Below are 3,273 nucleotides of genomic sequence, written 5' to 3'. Positions count from 1 at the left end.
TCGGGAATGCCTCTTATGTCATGCCCGGTGGCAGGCATTTCTGGCAATCGCTGCATAAATACCGCACCGCCAACCTGTCCGCCGGAAATACCTTGTGCTGGTTCGGTGCATCCTGTTTCGGAAAATGGGGCATTTTGCCCGCAGGGGCCAGAAATCAGACCTGCCCGCCCGTATCCGCAGACAGGAGGAAACAGGCCGCCGCAGACATTTCTGGGAGGCGGAAATTATCCGGTCGGCATGGGATATGTACCGATTCAGTCCTGGCAGCAGCCGTATGCGCTGGAAACCGCATTCAGGCGGGGAACTATTTTTCCGGATCTGGATCTGCCGTTTATGATGGGAGGTGCCTGCTGATGAATGAGACTGCCAGAAAATTGATGAAACGGATTGATGATGCCAGCTTTGCAATGGATGATGTGATTCTCTATCTGGACACCCACCCGGATGACAGGAATGCGCTGAATTATTACCGGTATGTGGTGGCACTTCGGAAAGAAGCTGTTAAAGCGTATGAGGCATCGTTTGGACCGCTCACGATCGAGGATGCGGACGATGCATGCACATGGTCCTGGCTTACAGAGCGCTGGCCGTGGGAAGGGGAGGTGTAGCGTATGTGGAGATATGAAAAAAGATTACAATATCCAGTCAATATCAAGACGCCGAATCCGAAGATCGCGCAATATATAATGAGCCAGTATGGCGGTCTAAAGTGCAGTAACCTATAATAAGCGGAGAGCCTTATTTTTCAAGGTTCTCCGCTATTTCATGCATAATATTGAAAATCAAAATGCTCGGTCTTCCGATCGAAAATGATGCATTTCAAGATGCTCCGCAGCGCGTTCCCTTTGGTTTCGAAGCCCACAGAAGGAGATGCCAGGAGATCGCGGACGTTCCGGACGCGGTCAAGAAGCTCCTTCTGCGGCGGTGCAGATTCGGTGGGCTGTTCAAGGAGACGCTGCAGCTCATCGGACAGCCGCTGAATCTCTGATCGCAGGCGGGCTTTGCTTTCTTTGTATTCGTCCAGAGTGTAAACTTCGTTTTCGTAGGCAATCCGGGCGCGTTCTTCCTGGTGCCTGAGCCGGTCGAGCTGGGTATGTATGGACTGGATTTCGTTGGATGGATCTGCGGGGGAACCGGACGCGCTGGCAGCAGGTGTGTACTCAAAATGTCCGCTTTCCAGGATGCCATCCAGGGACCTAAGAACAATCCGTTCCATTTTCTTGACGCTGATCGAACAGGATTCTGGGTGCAACCCCTTGGAATATTTCCAGCAGGTGAAATATGGAACGGCTCCACTACCGGTGTAAGATAAGGTTGCCCCGCACACAGAACACCTCATCAGCCCGGAGAGCCAGTGTTTACATGTTGACACGTTCCGGTGCCTCATGGGGCGAAATTCAGCTTTCCGGCGTTCCTGGCACTGTTCAAATAATTCTGTCACGGATGCCCTTGTTTTGTGCGTCCCTTCAAAAGAAAAACCATTCCATTCTACCGTTCCGACATAAAAACGATTCTGTATGATTCGGTCGATTGATCGCTTCTCGAACGGATTTCCCCGGCGCGTAAGATATCCGGAAGCGTTCAGCTGACGGGCGATCGCAGTCATATCCAGGCGGTCAACCGCGTACATATGGAAAATCATCTCCACAATCTTGTATTCATCCTCGCGGATCACATAAGGCTTTCCGTTCCCGACCGCGGCATAGCCAAGCGGAGGAACGAGCTGGTATCCTTTCAGTTCGGCTTTCTTTGCCATTCCGCGTTTTACTTCGACCCCAAGGTTATAAGAATAAAACTCATCCTGCCACTCGATAATCATTTCGATAAGCCGCCCATACATTCCTTCCATGATGGGCTCCGAGACGCTTTCAATATCAATCTTCAATTTCTTTCGGAGCATTCCTTTGTAAAATGTGCTTTCGTCCTGATTCCGGGCAAAACGTGAAAATTTCCAGACAAGGATTACCTCAAAAGGCTGTGGCTTTTCTTTAGCGGTTGCGATCATCCGCTGAAATTCCGGTCGGTTATCGGCACGTTTGCCGCTTCGTCCGGTTCGTTCCATGAAAATATATTCTTCTGGAATCAAAATATCATGCGATTTTGCATATCGCTGGATCTCATCCAGCTGAGATTCCGGGCTGATATCCAGCTGGTCGTCCGTGCTGACACGGATATAAGCTGCACCTATTCTCATTTCGATCATCCTTTCGTATAAAAATATTAAAAAAGGGTATAAAAAATACACCTCTTGCGAGGTGCCCAAAAGAATGATATAATTCAAAGTGTTCAGGTTTGAATATATCTTTCCGGGCATCCGGTAAGAGAAATCTATGTGAAGCCGTTCGGTACGCCAATACCGGGCGGTTTTGCTATTTAAAGGGGTCAAAATCCTCTTTAACAGTAGAAACGAATTTCTCTAAAGGTTGAATACCATAAATCTATAACGGATTTATTCCGGGCTTCGATGACCTGTATGATAATCCGGAGCTGTTTATCCGGAATCTTTGAATTATTATGGCACAAAAGGCACTTTCCGGATTTTGTGATCCATATCTTAGTAGCGTTGGGAGAAGGAACTCCTTTGGCTATGTGAACATGGACAGGTTCAAGGGGATCGTTTTCGTTGACCCAGAAATAAACGGTATATCCGGCGATTTTAAAAACCTGCGGCATGATCGAGCCCTCCTTCAATTCCACCTTCTCTTGCTAACTGCAGAATAATATGGGCAACAGATTCTATAAGATCCTGGAAATAATGAATATCTTCCTGGGAGAATCCCTGAATGCTTTCCCAGCGGTATTCCGGAAGCCAGCAGGTGGCAGAATAGAAACCACCCTCAACGGGTTTTTCAATTCGGACTTCTACTTCTTCTTTTCCTGAAGTTTCAATTACTTCAGAATGAACAATTTCCGTATTGTCATTTAATGTCATAAAAGGGTATAACATTTCAAAAAAATCCTCCTATCTGTTATTGATTTTTCACGATATTGTATATGTTTATTTTGAAATGCCGAAGCACTTTAATCAGATAGATAAATTCTCAAGTAAATAAAGCATCATTATCCGATATAATGGACGAATGCGCCCAGCCTTTCGGAAATAGAAAGGTGTGAGAGCTTATGCTGTCTGTTAAATACATAAGATACGATAATACCAATGTGTATGCGCTATATTACCGCGCGAATAAAACACTTTATTATAACCTGAGTTTCAAATCTAAGACAAAAGTCTACTACATTCTTTAAACCCAGCCGGAAGGCTGGGCGCTTTTA

Annotated in this window: 5 protein-coding genes and 1 pseudogene; 3 read left to right on the top strand and 3 right to left on the bottom strand. The window is 46.5% G+C overall.

Annotated elements, in window-relative coordinates; genetic code table 11:
* From QVO97_RS09645 to QVO97_RS09635, 3 genes and pseudogenes are all read left to right on the top strand, one after another.
* Window positions 1–354, top strand: a 354-nt coding sequence (locus QVO97_RS09645; RefSeq protein WP_369678407.1) for a spore coat associated protein CotJA, incomplete at its 5' end; no start/stop codon positions are given.
* Window positions 354–608, top strand: coding sequence for a spore coat protein CotJB (locus QVO97_RS09640; protein ID WP_022360123.1), 255 nt, complete (start codon window positions 354–356; stop codon window positions 606–608). The genes QVO97_RS09645 and QVO97_RS09640, both read left to right, overlap by 1 nt.
* Window positions 609–611: 3 nt before the next feature.
* Window positions 612–704: pseudogene (locus QVO97_RS09635) on the top strand (manganese catalase family protein); the annotation flags it as partial.
* Between the two features lie 59 nt (window positions 705–763).
* Here QVO97_RS09635 and QVO97_RS09630 read toward each other — a convergent pair.
* From QVO97_RS09630 to QVO97_RS09620, 3 genes are all read right to left on the bottom strand, one after another.
* Window positions 764–2,194 (bottom strand): recombinase family protein, encoded by a 1,431-nt coding sequence (locus tag QVO97_RS09630; protein WP_022360122.1) that lies wholly within the window; start codon window positions 2,192–2,194, stop codon window positions 764–766.
* 200 nt (window positions 2,195–2,394) lie between these two features.
* The gene (locus QVO97_RS09625) at window positions 2,395–2,673 is read right to left on the bottom strand and encodes a DUF4160 domain-containing protein (RefSeq protein WP_022360121.1); all 279 of its coding nucleotides are present in this window, start codon (window positions 2,671–2,673) and stop codon (window positions 2,395–2,397) included.
* Window positions 2,657–2,932, bottom strand: a complete 276-nt coding sequence (locus QVO97_RS09620; protein ID WP_369678406.1) for a hypothetical protein — start codon at window positions 2,930–2,932, stop codon at window positions 2,657–2,659. The genes QVO97_RS09625 and QVO97_RS09620 overlap by 17 nt, the downstream gene beginning before the upstream one ends.
* Window positions 2,933–3,273 lie beyond the last annotated feature (341 nt).

The sequence above is a fragment of the Clostridium sp. CAG:43 genome, assembly GCF_000434655.1.
Taxonomy (GTDB): Bacteria; Bacillota; Clostridia; order Lachnospirales; family Lachnospiraceae; genus Otoolea; species Otoolea fessa.
This window is presented reverse-complemented; position numbering and strand designations above follow the sequence as displayed.